Genomic DNA, 17,607 nt, shown 5'->3' on the forward strand with positions numbered 1-17,607 from the left:
ATGCCCGAGCCGCCCGAATCACTCACGCCGGTCGCAGGACCCGGCGGCCCGACCAGCCGATGGGTGACCGTCAGCGGGCCGGGCCGACCTGCGGATGCGGACCGTTCAGCGGGTTGGGGTCGGCCGCCGGCCGTCGAAGCGGTGGTCGCGGTGGCCCCGCCGGTCGTCCGGCCGGTCCCCGGGGGCCCGGTCGTCGCGCGGGCGCTCGTCCCGGGATCGGTCCCAGACCGGCCGGTCGGCGTGCGGCCGGCCCTCGTGCCGGAAGCCGCCCTGCCGCCCGCCGGAGCGCCACTCACCGCCCCGCTCGGCGCGCCCGCCCTGCGGCGGAGCACCGCCGTCGCCGAACCGGCGGTCGCCGTAGCGGCGCTCGGACTGCGGCCGGTCGCCGTAGTGGCGCTCACCCTGGAAGCGGTCGCCGTAGCGGCGCTCACCCTGCGGACCGTCGCCGTGCCGGCGCTCGGACTGCGGCCGGTCGCCGTAGCGGCGGTCAGCCCGGGGCCGGTCGCCGTACCGGCGGTCGGAGCGGGGACGGTCCGGGCGCGTACCGGACCCGCGGCGCGGTGCCGGCTCGTCGACCACGGGTACGCCACTCGGCTCCCGGGCACCCGTCACCTCGGCCAGCGCGGCGTCGCCGGAGCGTACCCGGGTCTGCTCCGGCTCGACACCGGCCTTCTGCAACATGGCCAGGGTGGACCGGCGCTGCTTCGGCAGTACCAGCGTGGCGACCGCACCCGACTCGCCGGCCCGGGCTGTACGGCCGGCCCGGTGCAGGTAGTCCTTCGGGTCCTTCGGCGGGTCCACGTGCACCACCAGCGAGACGCCGTCGACGTGGATGCCCCGGGCCGCCACGTCGGTGGCGACCAGCACGTTCGTCCGGCCCTCCTTGAACTCGGCCAGGGTGCGGGTGCGTACCCGCTGGGTCTTGCCGCCGTGCAGCGCGCCGGCCCGGACGCCGACCGCCGCCAACTGCTCGACCAGCCGGTCGACGCCCATCTGGGTCCGGGCGAACATCATGGTCCGGCCCTGCCGGGCCGCGATCGAGGCCGCCACCGCGAACTTGTCATGCGGCGGAATCAGCAGCATGTGGTGGTCCATCGTCGACACGGCGGCGGTCGGCGGTGCCGTCGAGTGGGTGACCGGATCGGTCATGAACCGCTTGACGAGCGCGTCGACGTCGTTGTCGAGAGTGGCGGAGAAGAGTAGCCGCTGGGCATTGGCCGGCGTCTTGGCGAGCAGCTCGGTGACGTCCGGCAGGAAGCCCATGTCGGCCATCTGGTCGGCCTCGTCCAGCACGGTGACCTCGATGTCGTCGAGGCGGCAGACACCCCGCTCGATCAGGTCGGCCAGCCGGCCCGGGGTGGCCACCACGATCTCCACGCCACGGCGCAGCGAGTCGATCTGACGGTCGTACGGCACACCGCCGACAGCGGTCTTGAGGAACACCCCGACTGCCCGGCCGAGCGGCATCAGCGCATCGTTGACCTGCATCGCGAGTTCCCGGGTCGGCACCAGGATCAGCGCCCTCGGGTGGTGTGCCCGGGCCTTGGGGCCGGCCGCCATCCGGGCCAGTACGGGCAGCCCGAAGGCGAGCGTCTTGCCGGAGCCGGTCTGCCCCCGGCCGAGTACGTCCCGCCCGGCGAGCGCGTCCGGCACGGTGGCCCGCTGGATCTCGAACGGCGTGTCGATGCCCTCCCGGTGCAGCGCCCGGACGAGCTGCCGGGGCAGCCCGAGGGCGGCGAAATCAACCGGCTCGGACTCGGTCGGCTCGGCCTCGGCGGGCTCGGAAATGACCGGCCCGGAAATGGCGTCGTCCTGCCCGGCAATCGCGTCCGGGGCGGCCACGGTGAGCGTGCCGGAATCGTCGACGGTCACCGTGTCGGCGGAATCAGCGTGCGCATCGGCAACAGCCGGCACAGTCAAAACGGCTTGCTCATCAGACCCGGAGGTCTCTGCGGCAACGGAACCGGATTGTGCATCGAATACGGACGGAAACATGCTGGGGTCAGCAAAGGTCGTCAAAGATACCTCTCAAGCGGGGCGCATCTTCGCGATGGCCCGCCGCGACGAGGTCGCCGCTGAATCGCCCGCAAGATCGCCCAGAGGCGCGTGGCACGCGCCAGGTCAACAATCCATCCGAGTGTACGGGGGCCAGCCGCCACCGCCACCTCGCCGCGCACGCCAGTGGGCAGGCTCACCACCCGCGCCCGCCGAACCGCCGACCGCCGGGCGGCTCCGTCAACTGCTCAGCATGCCGTCGAAGAGGCTGCTGAACGCGTCCCCGGCCAGCAGCACCACCATCAGTCCGACCGCGACCAGGATGCCGAGCCCGATCAGCAGTACCAGCACCACCTTGCCGGTGTTCGCCTTCTGCGCAGGGGTGTCCGTCCAGCCCTGGGCCAGGATGTGCCCGGTCAGCGAGCCCGAGTTCTCGAGCTGGTTGGTGGGCATCGAGACGGTGACATGGCCCTCGGGGCCGCCGTACACGGTGCCTTCCGCCCGCTGGTCCCGGGCCCAGTCCCGGTAGCCGGGGGAGTGCGGTGTCGTCGCGCCGGCGCCCGGCTGGTGCGGTGAGGCCGGGCCGGCGCCCGGCGGGCGGCCACCGGTCGGGGGCCGCCCGGCCGGTTCGGCGGCGACGGCCGGGCCCGGGTCGGCGGTGGGCAGCGAGTAGCCCGGCGTACCGCCGCCGACCAGGTTGGCCGAGGACATCGGGTTGGTCGGTGGTGGCCAGCTCGGCAGGGCGGGCGCCGGAACCACCAGCGGGGCCGGTGCCGGTGGATCCGCCGGCCGGCCAGCCGGCCCACCGGAGACCGGCGTGGCCGGGTACGCCACCGAGGCCGCCGCCGACGTCGGCGGGTACGGCACCGGGCCTGGCGGCACCGGGCCGGGGTTCGGCGGGTACGGACCGGGGCCCGGGGGTACCGGACCGGGTGGAGTCGGGCCGGGGTTCGGCGGGTACGGGGCGGGGCCCGGGGGTACCGGGCTCGGGCCCGGCGGCACCGGAGCGGGCCGGGGCGGCGCGGGCGGGTACGGCGACGGAGCCGGTGGCACCGGGTCGGGCCGCGGCGTGGGCACCGGAGGCACCGGTGCCGGGAAGGGCGTGGGTGCCGGGTTCGGGTCCGGCGGTTCGGGTGCCGGTGGCGCCGGCGGATGTGCCGGCTCGGGCGGTCCGGCCGGCTCCGGCGGACGTGCCGGTGCGGGCGGGCCAGCCGGATCCGGTTCGGTACTCCGGTAGACCTTCGCCACTCCCGGCACCGCGGCCACGGCGGCGGCCTCGTTCGGCAACACCGGAGACAGTCCCGGCACCGAGGCACTGGCCCGGGTCGTACCGGCACTGCTCCGCGGAGCGCTGCGCTGCGGCGGCACCGTGTACGACGGGGTGCCGCCAGCGGGCGACCCGGCGTCCCGGGACAACTGACCGGGGGCGGCCGGCGGTGCTGACACGCTGGCTTCGGGCGGGGCCGTGAAGTGCACGGCCCCGGGCCGCTCCCGGGTCTGGCGTACCGGCTCGGCCGAGGTCGACCCGGAGAGTCCGGTGACGGCCGGCGAGACCGATGCCGACCCGACGGGCGGGACGGATGCCGAGCCGGCCGCCGACACGACGGCCGATCCGCTCGACGGGGCTGGCGGGGACTTGACGGCGTTGGCAAACGCCGACCACGGGGAGTCGAGTGCCGGAGTCTGCGGACGCCGTCGTTGTAGCGGCGGCACCGGAGTCCCCGGGGGCGCCGGGGCCAGCACCGGTGCCGGTGAAGCGGCGGCCGGTGCGGAGGAGTCGGCCGCCGCAGTGCCCGGTGTCGAGGACGCGGCGACCGGGGCGCTCGGTGTCGAGGAGTCGGCGGTTGTAGTGCCCGAGGCCGGGGAGACGGGTGCCGGGGACGCGGGTGCCGGGGTGGCGGCCGCCGGGTTGGCGGGTGCGGCCAGTTCGCCGGCGCGGTAGGTGCGGCTGCCCGAGGAAGCGGCGGGCATGGCGGCGATCTCCGCTGCGGTAGGGGTGGTGGCCGCCCTACTCACAGCGCGGCCGCGGACCGGCTCTGCCGTGGCGCTGTCGTCGGCCTGCTCCGGTGCGTCGGACGAGTCGCCGGAATCGTCGGACGGGTCGCCAAAACTCGTCTGGGCGTCCGGGACGGCATCCGCGTCCAGCTCGCCGGATGGGTCGGCGGACGAGCCGACGGACGGGTCGGCGGTGCGGCTCGCCTCCCCGTCCGGCACCGAGCCTGGATCGTCCCGGATCGAGCGGGAAGCGTCCCGGGCCGAGTCGGAGCCTGTGGAACCGGCCGGGCCTGCTGCGGGCAAGTCCGGTGCGGTCGGGTCTGCTGCGGTCGGGTCTGCTGCGGGCAAGTCCGGTGCGGGCGGGTCTGCTGCGGGCGGGTCCGGTGGCGCGTCCGTCCAGAGTGCTCCGGCGGCGGGCGGCGGAGGCGGCTGGTAGACCTCGGGGAGCTCCTCCTCGGCTGGCGGTTCCGGCAGCGCGGTACCGACCGGCGGGGGCGGCGGCAGCGGGGACAGTTCGCTCTCGTCCACGCCGTCCCGTCCGGACCGGGTGGCCGCAGCCCGACCGTCAGTATCCGGGGATGCCTCCCCGACAGCCGGTCTGACCTGCGATTCGTCCATTGTTGCCTCCCGCGCCCACACCCGGGCCGGTAGGCCGGGTCGGAAGTACGTCAACCCTCACCGTGCCACATCTCAGCACGAGCGCACAGTCGGCCGGTGACCGGCACCCTCAGTCGCTGTCGGAGCTACCCTCCGCAGCCGGAGCCGACCGGCTGGCGTCGGACGTACCCGCGGTCGGCTGGGCGCCCGAGGTGGTGACCGGCGGTGTCTGTGGCGTGGAGGTATCCGGTGGGTTCGGGGTCGGTGCCGGCGTCACCGGCGGGGTCGCCGGAGGCGTGGTGGGCGGAGGCGTGGTGGGCGGAGGCGTGGTGGGCGGCTTGGTCGCCGGAGGCGTGGTCGGCGGGGTGGTGGGTGGCTTGGTCGGCGGCGTCGTCGGCGGCTTGGTGGTCGGCGGCGGCGTGGTCGGTGGCCGAGTGGTCGGCGGCGGGGTGGTCGCGTTCGGGGCCGGCACCGCCGGGAAGATCCGGGTCGCGGCGTAGAACCGCGACCACCAGACGGTGGAGACCTTGACCACATCGCCGGTGGTCGGCGCGTGCACCATCTTGCCGCCGCCGATGTACATGCCGACGTGGTGGATGCTGGTCCAACTGCTGCCGGAGGCGAAGAAGACCAGGTCGCCGGGGAGCAGGGCCTCCCGGGCCACACTCTGGTTGCGGGTGCCGTTGTACTGGTTGCGGGAGACCCGCGGGATCCGCTTGCCCACCGAGAGATAGGAGGCGAGCATCAGCCCGGAGCAGTCGAACCGGTTCGGACCCTCGGCGCCCCAGAGGTAGGGGTCGCCCCGCTGGGCGAGCGCGTAACGCATCGCGGCCAGCGCCTTGGGGTGCGCGACCATCCCGGCGACGCTGTCGCTGCCGATCGTTGCGCCGATGCGCTGCTCGGCGGCTTCCCGGGCGCGCTCGATCGCCTTGAGCTGGTCCGCGTTGTCGCGCTTGAGCTTCAGCAGGGCGGCGGAGCGTTCCTTGTACCGCGTCTCCGCGGTCGTGAAGGCGGCGACCTTCTGCTGGTAGGTGCTGGACGCGGTCTGGTATGCCGCCTCCGCCTGCTGTTCGGCCTGCTGCGCTCGGGCCACCTCACCGGCGGCCAGTTCGGTGTCGCCGGCACGCTCCTCGCCGCGCTGGATCCGGCCGAGCAGGTCCAGCCCGTGCAGGTCGGAGCCGAACGCACCCGGTGGCAGCCCGGCGGCGTCCTTCAGCGCACCCGCCGCCGCGTTGTCGGCCGCCGTACGGGCGTTGGCCAGCTCCAGCCGAGCCGTCTGCCGTACGCCGTCGGCGGTGGTCAGCTCGGTGGTGGCCTGGTCCCGCTCCTGTCGTAGTTGCAGCAGTTGGTCGCCGAGTTGGGCGACCTCGACCTCCAGCGCCATGATCTGGCTGGCCAGTGGACCGTTCACGCTCGGCGGCAGCGGATAGGGCGTCGTCGGTGCGCCGGTGCCGGTGGGCACGCCGGGCGCTCCGGCCGGCAGCGGGCGTACCCCGGCGTCGGGAACCGTGTTCGGCAGCGGCGGTTCGGCGTAGACCGGGGTCGCCATCGCGCCCGCCACGATCGCGCCGACCAGGGCTGACCAGACCAGCGGGCGTAGCACCGGCGAAACCGCGTTGACGGGCCGGTCCGGTCGTCCGCGCCTGCTGTTGGCCATGCCGCTCCCGTCCGTGCACAGCAGCGCGCCCGGCGCTGCTGTGGTATCGCCATTAGTGGTGCATCGCGTCCTACTTTGTCTTACCTCAATGCGCCGGGGATGTCGATGCGACGTCGGGTAACGAGACGCTGAGAAGCAGGTTAAGGGTACCTGGGCAAGGTGAACCAGACCGCTGCCGCCACCGCCTTCGCCGGCACCTCGGGCGCTCCACGTAGGCTCGTCGCGGAGATCGTGCCTGGAGGGACGTGCTGCGATGGACGCCGGACGCAAGCGTGAGCTGGAAGAGAAGGTCTACGCGGGAGTTCGGCTCAGCCGTGCCGACGGCGAGGCGCTGTACGCCAGCGACGACCTGGTCTGGCTCGGCCGGCTGGCGCACCACCGGCGTACCGGGGCGGGGGGCGACGGCCGGGTGCTGTTCGTCGTCAACCGGCAACTGAAACTGGCCGACTTCTGCGCGGCCGGCTGTGCGTACTGCTCTTTCCGCCCGGAACAGGGCGAGACGGACCCGATGCCGGTCGACGAGGCCGTCCGGCAGGCCACCGCGCTGGCCGCTGACGGGCTCACCGAGCTGGACCTCGTCAACCCGGTGCACCCCATGCTGCCGTGGCGGCACTATCCGGAGCTGCTGCGCGCGCTGACGGCGGCGTTGCCGGACGTCCGGCTGACCGGCTTCGCCGCGACCGAGCTGCGCTGGCTGGAGCGGAGCACCGGACTGCCGGCCGACGAGATCCTCGACGAACTCGTCGCCGCCGGGCTCGCGTCGCTCAGCGGCGGCGGGGCCGAGATCTTCGACCCGGAGGTACGCCAGCGGCTCGGCCTCGGCGACTGCACCTGGGAGGACTGGTCCCGGATCCACCGGCTCGCCCACGCCAAGGGGCTCGGTACCCCGGCGACGATGCGCTTCGGTCACGTCGAGGAGCCCGGGCACCGGGTCGACCACGTACTGCGGCTGCGCGAACTACAGGACGAGACCGGCGGCTTCACCAGCTTCCTGCCGCTGCGCTACGAGCACGACCTCGTGGCCCCGGCCGGCGGCGGACTCCGGCCGCAGCCGCCGACCGAGACGGCATCGACGGCATCGCCGGCCGAGTCGCTGAAGACCTTCGCGGTGTCCCGGCTGCTCCTCGACAACGTGCCGCATCTGACGTGCTGCTGGGCGACCCAGGGGCCTTCCGTGGCGCAACTCGCGCTGCACTTCGGCGTGGACGACCTGGCCGGCGCGGCGGCCGAACACCGGATCGGCCACGGCGCCGACCCGGCCGGTACGCCCGCCGCGCTGTCCCGGGAGGAACTGCTCCACCTGATCTGGGACGCCGACTTCCGTCCCGCCGAACGGGACAGCCGGTACGCGGTGCTGCGCGAGTACGACGCCCCGCCGAGCCTGGCCGAACGTCGGGCCGAGCCACAGCAGGTCTGGGCCTGATCCGGGGCGCTCCGGGACGGCTCAGCCGAGGGCCAGGTCGGCCCGTACGCCGCCGCCGGGGCGGGGGGTCAGGGTGAACCGGCCGCCGTGCGCGCGGGTCACCGCGTCCACTATGGCCAGTCCGAGGCCGGCGCCACCGCCGCCGTACACCCGGTCCTGCCGGCCCCGCCGGAACGGTTCGACCAGTTCACCCAGGCGCTCGGCATCGACCTCGTGGCCGGTGTTCTCGACCACGATGGTCGGCCCGTCGGTGCGGATCCAGACGGTACCCCCGGGATGGTTGTGCCGGACCGCGTTGCGGACCAGGTTGTCCACCAGCAGCTCCAGCAGGACCAGATCACCGGAGACGGTGCTGGCCGGCAGCCCGGCCCGCACCTCGATCGACCGCTCCGCCAGCTCGGCCGCGCGCCGGTCGAGCGCCTCCCGGGCCAGCCGGTCCAGCCGGACCGGGCAGAGCGTACTGGTGCCGTGCTCGCTGCGGGCCAGCGCGAGCAGCCCGGTGACGATCCGGTCCTGCCGGTCCAGCACCGTACTCAGTTGCCCGGCTAGCACCGCCAGGTCCGGGCTGGCGCCCGGCGTCGCCGCCGCCACCTCGACCAGGGTCCGTGAGGTGGTCATCGGGGCGCGCAGCTCGTGCGAGGCGTTCGCGGCGAACCGGCGCTGCGCCTCGAACGCCGTCTCCAGCCGGTCCAGCATGCCGTTGAAGGTCTCGGCGAGTTCCCGCAACTCGTCGTCGGGCCCGGAGACCGGGATCCGCTGGTCGAGGTTGCGTTGGGAGAGCCGCCGGGCGGTACCGGAAACCAGGTGTACGGGCCGGAGCACCCGACCGGCCATCAGCCAGCCCAGCCCGGCGGAGGCGAGCGTCATCACCCCGATGGTGAGGGCGGAGTTGCGGACCAGCCGCTCCCGCAGCTCCCGGCGGGCCGCCTCCTTGGCCTGGAGCACTCCGTCCGCCTGGTTCAGCTCGTCCAGCGTCGCGGTGAACTTGGCCGGTGGCGGCGACGCGCTCTTCCGCAGCTCGACGGCCTTCTGCAGCGGCTGGCTCTGCGACGACGGGGCGAAGGTGAGGGTGATGATCAGCGTGGCGACCGCGGCCCCGGAGAGCGCGAAGAGGGTGGCGTAGAGCAGGGTGAGCCGGGCCCGCACGGTGAGCCGGAGCCGCCACCCCCGGCCGGCCACCTCGGGCCGGGCCGTGCTCCGGGCGCCCACGATGCGCCGGGCCGCGCTTCGGCCGGCCATCACGGAATCCGGTAGCCGGCGCCGACCACGGTGTCGATCACACCGGGTTGGCCCAGTTTCTTGCGCAGCGTCCCGATGGTGGTCCGCATGGTGTTGGTGAACGGGTCCGCGTTCTCGTCCCAGGCCCGCTCCAGCAACTCCTCGGCGCTCACCACCGCACCCTCGGCGGAGAGCAGGACGTAGAGCACCGCGAACTCCTTCGGAGCCAGCCGGACGTAGCGGGAGTCCCGGGTCACCACCCGCTGCGCGGGGTCGAGCCGGATGCCGGCCCGCTCGATCACCGGCGGCCGGGCCGGAGCGACCCGGCGGAGCAGCGCGTGCACCCGGGCGACCAGCTCGGCGAAGGCGAACGGCTTCGGCAGGTAGTCGTCGGCGCCGAGGTTCAACCCCTCGACCCGGTCGGCCAGCGTCGACGCGGCGGTGAGCATCAGGATCCGGGTCTGCTGGCCGCCGTCGTGCACCAGCCGCCGGCACACCTCGTCGCCGAGGACCTCCGGCAGGTCCCGGTCGAGCACCACCACGTCGTACCGGGTGGTGCCGGCCCGCTCCAGCGCCTGCGCCCCGTCCAGGGCCACGTCCACGCTCATCGCGTGCTGCCGCAGCCCTCGGGCGATCGCGTCGGCCAGTATCTCGTCATCCTCGGCAACCAGAACCCGCATGTCGTCGAGTAAACGCCCCCTGGCTTAAAGACGACCTCAAGAATTCCGCGCATCTCCTGTTGACACCCCGGTCCCGATGCTGGCCCGGACGGATCTCGAACGGAAGGAACCAGCGGATGCGGACCAGAATCGGCGGCGTACCGGCCGCCGCGCTCGCCCTGCTGATCGGGCTGGCACTGCCCGGCTGCGGCGGCGGCGACGGGCCGGACCCGGGTGGCGGCGCGGGTACGGGCACCTCGGCGGCGTCCGGCGGAGCCGACCCGGCCGGCGAGCTGCGGGCCGCCGCGCTCCAGTTCAGCTCGTGCATGCGCGAGCGTGGCTACGACGTACCCGATCCGGTCTTCGACGAGCGGGGCTTTCCCGGCTTCGCGGAGCCGGAGCTGCGCGGCGACCAGCGGTACGAGGCGGCCCGTGCCGAGTGCCGGGTGGCGCTGGACTCGGCGGCGGTGGCGGCCGGCGCACCGACGAAGGACGAGATGGCCGAGCAGTTGCTCGCGTTCGCCCGGTGCATGCGGGAGCGGGGCGTCGACATGCCCGACCCGCCGGCCGACGGCGGACTCCGGTTGGACGGCGACCTGCTCTCCGCGCCGAACTGGCGGCCGGCCGCGCATGCCTGCCGGGAACACCTGCCGGCCAAGTACGCCGACCTGGTCAACGGAATGCCGGCCGGGCCGAAGGGAACGGGGCAGACGAAGTGACCGCACCTGTGCCGGCCACGCCCCACCGACGCGCGGCGGCGGTCCCCGCCGAGCCGGCGCCCGTCCCCGGCGCGGTAGCTCCTGACGAACCGTTCCCGGCGCCCGTCCCCGGCGTGGTAGCCCCTGACGAGCCGGGCCCGCCGCCTGGCTCCGGGCGGCGCTGGCCGCGCCGGTTGGCCGGCGCCGCCGCGATACTGCTGCTGGCCGCCACCGGACTGGTCGGCTACCGGTACGTCGGCCGCCAGCCCACCGAACCCCGCCCGGCGGCGGCGACCCTGCCGACCCGGCCGGTGACCCGGTCCGATCTGGTCTCCTCGGTGCAGGCGACCGGCCGGCTCGGCTTCGCCGGCGCGTACCAGCTCGTCGGGCAGGTGGCCGGGACGGTGACCTGGGTGCCCCGGCCCGGCCAGGTGGTCGAGCGCGGGCAGCGCATCCTCGGCGTCGACCTGCGCCCGATCCCGCTGCTGTACGGCTCGGTGCCGTTCTACCGGCCGCTCGCCCCGGGCAGCAGCGGCGCCGACGTACGGCAACTGGAGCGGAACCTGGTCGACCTCGGGCACGCCGATCCTGACCGGCTGACCGTCGACGACTCCTACACGGCGGCGACCGCCCGGGCGGTGCGGCGCTGGCAGGACGACCTGGGAGTGGACGAGACCGGCGAGCTGGCCCCGGGAGACGTACTGGTGACACCCGGGGCGGTCCGGGTCGGGGCGGTGCAGCCGCTGATCGGCCAGCGGATCCAGCCGGGCGAGACGGTGCTGACCGGGACAGGCACCGGGCACAGTGTCCAGCTCGACCTGCGGCTGTCGTACCGGGCGCTGGTCCGGGTCGGTCAGGCGGTCCGGGTGCAACTGCCGACCGGCCGTACCGTCGACGGCACGGTGGCCACGCTGGGCAGCGCCGCGCAGACCTCGTCCAGCCAGGGTCAGAGCCTGCCCGGCGGTACGGCGGCACAGGCCGGTGGGCAGCCGACCGGGTGCCAGGGGAACTCCTGCCCGCAGACGGTGCCGGTCGAGGTGCGGATCACCGCACCGGAGAGCCAACTCGGCGGGGTCTCCGAGGGGACGGCCACGGTCACCTTCCCGGCCGAGACCCGGCGCGGCGTACTCAGCGTGCCGGTGGAGGCGCTGACCGTCGGACCCGACGGGGCGTACGCGGTGGTCGTGGTGGGCCCGGAGAGCGGCCGGCGGAGCGTACCGGTGCGGACCGGGATGTTCACCTCCGGCCGGGTCGAGGTCTCTGGGGCGGGACTCGCCGAGGGCGACCAGGTGGAGGTGCCGACGCTGTGAGCGGACCGAGCGGCGGACCCGTCCTCGAACTGCGCGCCGTCTCCCGGCGGTACGGCGACCTGCCGGTACTGCGCGACGTCGACCTGCGCGTCGACCGGGGCGAACTGCTGGCCGTGGTCGGCCCGTCCGGCTCCGGCAAGACCACCCTGCTCCAGTTGATGGGCACCCTGGACCGGCCCACCGGCGGCACCGTCTACGTCGACGGCCGGGACACCGGGCGGATGCGGGAAGCGGAGCTGGCCGCGCTGCGGGCGTACCGGATCGGTTTCGTCTTCCAGCAGTTCTTCCTGACCCCGACGCTCTCCGCCGTCGACAACGTCGCCACCGGCCTGCTCTACACCGGCCTGCCGGCGGCCCGGCGGCGGGAGCGGGCGGTGGCGGCGCTGCACCGGGTCGGGTTGGCGCACCGGCTACGGCACCGCCCCGGCCAGCTCTCCGGCGGCGAGTGCCAGCGGGTGGCGATCGCCCGCGCGGTCGTCGGCGACCCGGCGGTGGTACTCGCCGACGAGCCCACCGGAAACCTCGACTCGCGCTCCGGCGCGGCCGTGCTGGCACTGCTGCGCGAGCTGAACGGTGACGGCACCACGGTCGTGGTGATCACCCACGACCCGGGGCTGGCGGCCGCACTGCCCCGCCGGATCGGCATCCGGGACGGCCGGGTCGTCTCCGACCAGCGCACCGCCGAGCCGCCGCTAGCGCACCGCGCCGAGCCGACGGGGGTGGCCGGATGACCGGCGCGGGATTCGCGGGCCGGCTGCCCCGGTCCCGGCTGCGGGCGGCCGACGTGCTGCCGCTCGGCCTGCTCGGCATCCGGGGCCGGCCGGCCCGGGCGGCCCTCTCCGGCCTCGGCATCGCGATCGGCATCGCCTGCGTCGTCGCGGTGCTCGGGATCTCCGCGTCCAGCCAGGCCGGGCTGCTGGCCCAGATCGACGCGCTCGGCACCAACCTGCTCACCGTGCAGCCGGGCAAGTCGCTCACCGGTGAGGACGCCCACCTGCCGGCCGAGGCGCCGGCCATGATCGCCCGGCTGCCCGGGGTGCGGGCCACCGCGCACGTCGGCCGGGTCGACGGCGGCGTCTACCGGCACGACCGGATGCCGGCCGGCAACAGCGGCGGCATCGCGATCCTGGCGGCCAGCCTCGGCCTGCCGGCGACCCTGGAGGTGCCGGTGGCCTCCGGAAGCTGGCTCAACGCCGCCACCGAGCGGTACCCGGTGGCCGTGCTCGGCTCCGCCGCCGCGCGCCGGCTGGGCATCACCGAGGTACGCAGCAGCCCGCAGATCTTCCTCGCCGGTCAGTGGTTCACCGTGGTCGGAGTACTCGGGCCGGCGGTCCTCGAACCGGCCGTCGACTCGGCGGTGCTGGTCGGGGTACCGGTGGCAATGGAGCGGCTGGGCTTCGACGGGTTGCCGACCCGGATCTACCAGCGGTCGGCCGAGGAGGCCGTGCCGAGGGTCCGGGAGCAGTTGCCGATGGTCGCGAACCCGGCCAGTCCGAGCGAGGTCGAGGTGAGCCGGCCGTCGGACGCGCTGGTCGCCAGGGCGGCGGCCGAGGCGGCGTACACCGGGTTGTTCCTGGGGCTCGGCGCGGTGGCGCTGCTGGTCGGCTGCGTCGGGATCGCCAACGTCATGGTGATCGGGGTACTGGAGCGGCGGGGCGAGATCGGGCTGCGCCGGGCACTGGGCGCGACCCGGGCGCACGTACGGCGGCAGTTCCTGACCGAGTCGGTGCTGCTGTCCGTCTCCGGTGGTGCGGCCGGAGCCGTGATCGGGGCGGGAATCACGATCGGCTACGCCGCCGCCCGGGACTGGGCGGTGGTGGTACCGGTCGACGCGCTCACCGGCGGGTTGCTCGGCAGCCTGCTGGCCGGCGCTCTCGCCGGGCTCTACCCGGCGGCCCGGGCCGCCCGGATGCTGCCGACCAAGGCGCTCCGGGCCGGGTAGCGGCGACCGCCGCCGGTGCGGGGGCGTGCGGGGCGCCACGGTCGGCGCGGTCCGCGCCGCCGGGCACCGCTACGGCGTCCTCCCGGCGGGTACCGCCTGCGGAGGAGGTTCCGGGCCCGCTCACGTACCCTCGATAGGTCATGAGCGAGCGAAGCGAACGCGCACCCTTTCCCCGGCGGGACGACCAGGGCCGGATCGTGCTGCTGGCCGACCTGCTCGGCGTCGCCCTGGTCGGGGTGGTCGTCGGGCTGGTGGCGCTGCTCGTCATCGACCTCGGCGCCTCCCTGGTCGGGCTGGGCGAGTTCGGCCGGGCGAGCGGGTGGCTGGCGGTGGTCCTGCCGGCCTGGATCTTCGTCGAGGAGTTCCGGGCCTGGCGGTTCGGCCCGGCCCGGGTCGCGGCGGCGCTGGTGGCCGCCGCCGTCGGGGTCGCCGTCGGGCTGCTCGCCGCCGGCCTGGCCGCCTCGACCCCGCCGCTGGTCTCGGGCGGGCTGGCCGCGGCGGTCTTCGCCACGGCGTACGCGTTGGTCTGGTTTGTCGGCGTCCGCTGGCTCGCCGGCCGGACGAGCTGATCGGAGTTGGCGGAGATGAGTCCCGCGGTGAAGTACACGCTGGGCCGGATCGGGCTGTTCGTGGCGGTCGCCCTGGCGCTCTGGCCGGTCGAGATGAACATCTTCCTCAAGCTCATGCTGGCGGTGGCGTTCTCCGCCGCGCTGGCGTTCTTCCTGCTGCGCGGCTGGCGGGACGAGATGGCCCAGCAGTTGGCCGGGGCGGCGGAGAAGCGCCGGGCCGAGAAGGAGCGGCTGCGCTCCGCGCTGGCTGGCGAGGATCAGTCCCCCGACGCAGCGAAGAAGCCAGCGGACAAGTCTGACGACGCGAGGTAAGGAAGGCAGGGGAAGGGCCCGTTCTATCGTCTTTGGGTAGAGGAGGGGCCCCTTCTTGACCTTGCCAGCCTGCCGAGGCTGCGCATGGCTGGGCGCGAACGTTCAGTCGCCTCACCGTTTCCTGTGGCGCCAGGGTGACAACCGAGGTGGATTCAGGTCTGTCGAGGCGGTGTGCGTTTTTGCTCGATCGCCGAAAGCCGCCAGAAATGCGACTTGTTGTCGTCATAGATGTGTTCTATTCTGCCAACGTCGGGCGTCGCAACGTATTCGATCGACGCTTGGGTGGCGGGGCGATTGCCTCACGAAGGAGTATCAGGTTCTCACTGGACCGTCGCATGAGATCGTAGAAACGGTGCCGGCGATTGTGGTTCTGGTTCGTTTATTCGGCAGTTTCGGAGTATACCTCGTGTCGAGTGACAGGCGACGGTGAGCGGTCAGCCGCGGCGGATTCGCGGCTTGGCCAGCACCGCCTCGGCGGCGGGGTGGCCGTGGCGGCGCGGTTCACGCACCTGGGCGTGTTGGCGTAGCAGCCGACACATCGTCGACTTCTCAACGCGATGGAGGAGGTCGCTGCTTTAGCTCGCGGCCTCGCTGGGCACTGAGGAGCGTGCGTGGTGAAGCTGGTGCTACCGCTCGACAGCGTGGCGGCCGACCTGGGCACTGTTGGTGGCAAGGGCGCCTCGCTGGCCCGGCTGCTCCGGGCCGGGTTGCCGGTCCCTGGCGGGTTCCACGTCACGACCGAGGCGTACCGCGTCTTCGTGTCGGCCTTCCGCGACGAGATCGACCCAAGTGATCCGGTGCGGACCACGGCGGTGTTCGCCCGTCACGACGTGCCCGCGCGCATCGCTGACGAGATCCTGTCCGCCTACCGGACTCTCCGCGCGGATGTGCCGGTCGCCGTCCGCTCGTCCGCCACCGCAGAGGATCTGCCGGAGATGTCGTTCGCAGGCCAGCAGGACAGCTATCTCAATGTTCGTGGCGACGTCCTGCTGGACGCGGTCAAGCGGTGCTGGGCCTCGCTGTGGAACGCGCGCGCCGTCGCCTACCGGGAGCGGCACGGTGTGTCCCACCACGACGTGGCGCTGGCGGTGGTGGTGCAGGAGCTGGTGTACGCGGACGCGGCGGGCATCCTGTTCACCGCCAACCCGGTCAGCGGTGCCGGCGAGGAGACGGTGATCAACGCCTCGTGGGGGCTTGGGGGGGCGGTGGCCGGTGGGCGGGTCACCCCGGACACGATGGTGGTGTCGGGCGGTACGGTCACCAGGGCGAGCACGGGCGACAAGACGCTCATGACGGTGCGGGTCCCCGGAGGTACCGAGGACCGGCCCGTGCCCGACGATCTGCGCCGCCAGCCGGTCCTGAACGAGGCGCAGGCGCTGGAGTTGGCCGCCTTGGGTGCCCGGGTGCAGCAGTTGTACGGCGTGCCGATGGATGTGGAGTGGGCCAGGCGCGACGGCGCTTTCGTGATCCTCCAGGCCCGGCCGATCACCTGTCTCAAGCCACGGGTTGAGGTGTGGAACGACAGCCTCAAGGGCGAGTATTTGTGGACCAGAGGCAACTTTGGGGAGGCCATCCCGGACGTCATGACCCCCATCACCTGGTCGTTCGTACGGCTGTTCATTCACCATGCCATGTCCGAGTCGGCCCAGCCCGGCGTTGATTTGGTGGGCAACATCGGCGGGCGCTGCTACATGAATCTCAGCCCCGTCTACTCCGTGGCCGCGGTCTTTCGAGCGAAGAGATGGCTCGATGCGGTCGAAGACGTCTTCGGCAGGATTCCGCCCGGCCTCGACGTACCGAAGGTGAAGCTCCTCCGTTGGAAGGCCGTGAAGAGCGGTGTGCGTATGGCGATCCGCGCCCGGCGCAATGTGCGGAGGAATGTGAAGGGCCTGCGGGCGTTCCTGGCTACCGCCCGACAGCGGTGCGAGGACCTGCATCCACGGATTGCCGCCGCCCGCTCCGGGCCGGAGCTGGCCGACCTGTACCAGCGGGAGATCGAGCCGCACCTGGTCACCGCGTCCCGCATGCTGGAGGCCGCGAACCGTCAGGGCGGCAGAATCCTGGTCTTCACCCGGGACAGGCTACGCAGGACGATGGGCGAGAGCGACGCCGAGGCCATGCTCACCGGGGCCAACGCCAGCGGCGAGCTGGCCAGCCTGGGCCTGCTGATCGGCCTGACCCGGCTGGCGCACGGGGAGATCACCCGGGACGAGTTCGTCCGCACGTACGGGCATCGGGGCCCGCACGAGTTCGAGGTGTCGATCCCGCGGCCCGGCGAGGACCCCGGCTGGATCGACGCCCAGCTGGCGGGCCTGCGTGAGCTGCGTACCGACGCCGAGACGCTGCTCGCCCGGCAGGACAGGGCTAGAGAGGACGCCTGGGCGCGCTTCGCCCAACGCTACCCGCGCAAAGAGGCCAGGACACGCGAGCGGGTACGGCGCTGGAACGACGTCGTACGCGATCGTGAGCGCGTGCGTTCGGAGATCATCCGGGCGTTCTGGGTGCTGCGTGCGTTCGTCCTCCGGGCGGGTGAGCTGACCGGGCACGGTGACGACGTGTTCTACCTCCGACTGGAGGAGTTGCTCGACCTGCTACGCGGCAACCCGGCCGGGCTGGAGCGGGTGCCGGTACGCCGAGCGACCCACGAGCAGTACGCCGCACTGCCGCCGTACCCGGCGCTGATCGTCGGTCGGTTCGATCCCGTACGCTGGGCCGCCGAGCCCGATCGGCGGGCCGACCTGTACGACGCGCGCGGAGCCGCCGTCCCGGTGAGCGACACCGTGAGTGGCTTCCCCGGGGCTCCCGGCGTGGTGGAGGGCATCGCCCGAGTGATCTCCGTCCCGGAGCAGGGCGATCGGCTTCAGCCCGGCGAGATCCTGGTGACCACGTTGATCAACGTGGGCTGGACCCCGATGTTCCCGCGCGCCGCCGCCGTCGTGACCGACATGGGTGCGCCGCTGTCACACGCCTCCATCGTGGCCCGGGAACTGGGCATCCCGGCGGTGGTCGGCACCGGCAACGCCACCCGGCGGCTGCGTGACGGCGACCGCGTCCGGGTGGACGGCGCGCGCGGCACGGTCGAGTTGCTGACGGGCGATCCGGCCCCGACGGGCGATCAGCCTCGGACGGGCGATTCGGCCCAGGTCCCTCCGGCCCGGAATGCGCCGGCCCCGTACTCCGGTCGCCGTTGACCGGGTACGGGCCCGGCGGTCCTCCCCAGGAGGTCTTACCG

Annotated in this window: 14 protein-coding genes; 9 read left to right on the top strand and 5 right to left on the bottom strand. The window is 73.6% G+C overall.

All coding sequences use genetic code 11. The annotated features are described in order from the left end of the window. Positions 1-105 precede the first annotated feature (105 nt). Positions 106-1,995 (bottom strand): DEAD/DEAH box helicase, encoded by a 1,890-nt coding sequence (locus AAH979_RS15130; protein WP_346258732.1) that lies wholly within the window; start codon positions 1,993-1,995, stop codon positions 106-108. A gap of 240 nt (positions 1,996-2,235) precedes the next feature. Next, entirely contained in the window at positions 2,236-3,441 is a 1,206-nt protein-coding gene (locus AAH979_RS15135) for a hypothetical protein (protein ID WP_346258733.1), read from the bottom strand. Positions 3,442-3,460: 19 nt separating this feature from the next. Here AAH979_RS15135 and AAH979_RS15140 point away from each other — a divergent pair, with 19 nt between their 5' ends. Beyond that, entirely contained in the window at positions 3,461-3,937 is a 477-nt protein-coding gene (locus AAH979_RS15140; protein ID WP_346258734.1) for a hypothetical protein, read from the top strand. Positions 3,938-4,717: 780 nt separating this feature from the next. Here AAH979_RS15140 and AAH979_RS15145 read toward each other — a convergent pair. Further along, positions 4,718-6,244 carry an NlpC/P60 family protein gene (locus AAH979_RS15145; protein WP_346258735.1) on the bottom strand — a complete coding sequence of 509 codons (1,527 nt, stop codon included), beginning with the start codon at positions 6,242-6,244 and terminating at the stop codon, positions 4,718-4,720. Positions 6,245-6,497: 253 nt separating this feature from the next. Here AAH979_RS15145 and AAH979_RS15150 point away from each other — a divergent pair, with 253 nt between their 5' ends. Beyond that, entirely contained in the window at positions 6,498-7,667 is a 1,170-nt protein-coding gene (locus AAH979_RS15150; RefSeq protein WP_346258736.1) for a radical SAM protein, read from the top strand. A gap of 21 nt (positions 7,668-7,688) precedes the next feature. Here AAH979_RS15150 and AAH979_RS15155 read toward each other — a convergent pair whose 3' ends face one another. Then, positions 7,689-8,906: an ATP-binding protein gene (locus tag AAH979_RS15155; RefSeq protein ID WP_346258737.1), complete on the bottom strand. Its 1,218-nt coding sequence runs from the start codon at positions 8,904-8,906 to the stop codon at positions 7,689-7,691. After that, positions 8,906-9,565 carry a response regulator transcription factor gene (locus tag AAH979_RS15160; protein WP_346258738.1) on the bottom strand — a complete coding sequence of 220 codons (660 nt, stop codon included), beginning with the start codon at positions 9,563-9,565 and terminating at the stop codon, positions 8,906-8,908. The genes AAH979_RS15155 and AAH979_RS15160 overlap by 1 nt, the downstream gene beginning before the upstream one ends. A 116-nt stretch (positions 9,566-9,681) precedes the next feature. On the opposite strand from AAH979_RS15160, the gene AAH979_RS15165 reads away from it, so the two are divergent. The 7 genes from AAH979_RS15165 (at position 9,682) to AAH979_RS15195 (ending at position 17,566) form a co-directional block, all read left to right on the top strand. Continuing rightward, complete coding sequence (locus AAH979_RS15165; RefSeq protein WP_346258739.1) at positions 9,682-10,263, top strand: hypothetical protein; 582 nt, start codon at positions 9,682-9,684, stop codon at positions 10,261-10,263. 113 nt (positions 10,264-10,376) lie between these two features. After that, positions 10,377-11,552, top strand: coding sequence for a peptidoglycan-binding protein (locus AAH979_RS15170; protein WP_346258740.1), 1,176 nt, complete (start codon positions 10,377-10,379; stop codon positions 11,550-11,552). Next, positions 11,549-12,283 carry an ABC transporter ATP-binding protein gene (locus AAH979_RS15175; RefSeq protein ID WP_346258741.1) on the top strand — a complete coding sequence of 245 codons (735 nt, stop codon included), beginning with the start codon at positions 11,549-11,551 and terminating at the stop codon, positions 12,281-12,283. Before AAH979_RS15170 ends, AAH979_RS15175 begins: the two co-directional genes overlap by 4 nt. Further along, positions 12,280-13,494, top strand: coding sequence for an ABC transporter permease (locus AAH979_RS15180; RefSeq protein ID WP_346258742.1), 1,215 nt, complete (start codon positions 12,280-12,282; stop codon positions 13,492-13,494). The genes AAH979_RS15175 and AAH979_RS15180 overlap by 4 nt, the downstream gene beginning before the upstream one ends. Positions 13,495-13,634: 140 nt before the next feature. Next, positions 13,635-14,063: a hypothetical protein gene (locus AAH979_RS15185; RefSeq protein WP_346258743.1), complete on the top strand. Its 429-nt coding sequence runs from the start codon at positions 13,635-13,637 to the stop codon at positions 14,061-14,063. 15 nt (positions 14,064-14,078) lie between these two features. After that, positions 14,079-14,375, top strand: a complete 297-nt coding sequence (locus AAH979_RS15190; RefSeq protein ID WP_346258744.1) for a DUF4229 domain-containing protein — start codon at positions 14,079-14,081, stop codon at positions 14,373-14,375. A gap of 611 nt (positions 14,376-14,986) precedes the next feature. After that, a complete protein-coding gene (locus AAH979_RS15195; protein ID WP_346258745.1) occupies positions 14,987-17,566 on the top strand; it encodes a PEP/pyruvate-binding domain-containing protein in 2,580 nt (859 codons plus the stop codon). The last annotated feature ends 41 nt before the right edge of the window (positions 17,567-17,607 follow it).

The sequence above is a fragment of the Plantactinospora sp. ZYX-F-223 genome, from assembly GCF_039649625.1.
Classification (GTDB): Bacteria; Actinomycetota; Actinomycetes; order Mycobacteriales; family Micromonosporaceae; genus Plantactinospora.